General features: G+C 74.5%; 1 pseudogene. It reads right to left on the bottom strand.

The annotated features are described in order from the left end of the window. Window positions 1-420, bottom strand: a pseudogene (locus tag FV228_RS32785) (AsmA protein); the annotation flags it as partial.

Raw genomic sequence — 420 nt, forward strand, 5'->3', positions numbered from 1 at the left:
CGCCCCGGGGGTCCCGCTCACCGCCCGGAACGGGACGCCGCCGCTGGTGCCCTCGACCCGCCACGGTCCGACGAGCGCGGGGGTCTGCAGGTGCAGGTCCTGGACGTAGAGCTGGTCGGTCCGGCCGGTGGCCGGCACCTGGGTGGTCACCAGGAATTGCTGGACGTGCAGGTCCTCGATGGCGAAGTCGCGGGCGCGCAGGGCCTCGCCGAGATCGGGCGGGATCCGCAGGGCCTCGCTGGCCACCACCGGGAGCTTGATCTCGGCCCGGCCGATCCGCGTCTCGGTGAAGCGGAACTCCCCCTTCAGCAGCGGCGTCAGGGCGATCTCGGCCTTGACGAAGCGGGCGTCGAGGGTCGGGCGGGCCGGGTCGGCCCCGAGATGCAGGCGGTCGATCCGCAGCCGCGGCGAGGGCAGGAG

Origin of the sequence: Methylobacterium sp. WL18 (assembly GCF_008040015.1) — a bacterium.
Lineage (GTDB): Bacteria > Pseudomonadota > Alphaproteobacteria > Rhizobiales > Beijerinckiaceae > Methylobacterium > Methylobacterium mesophilicum.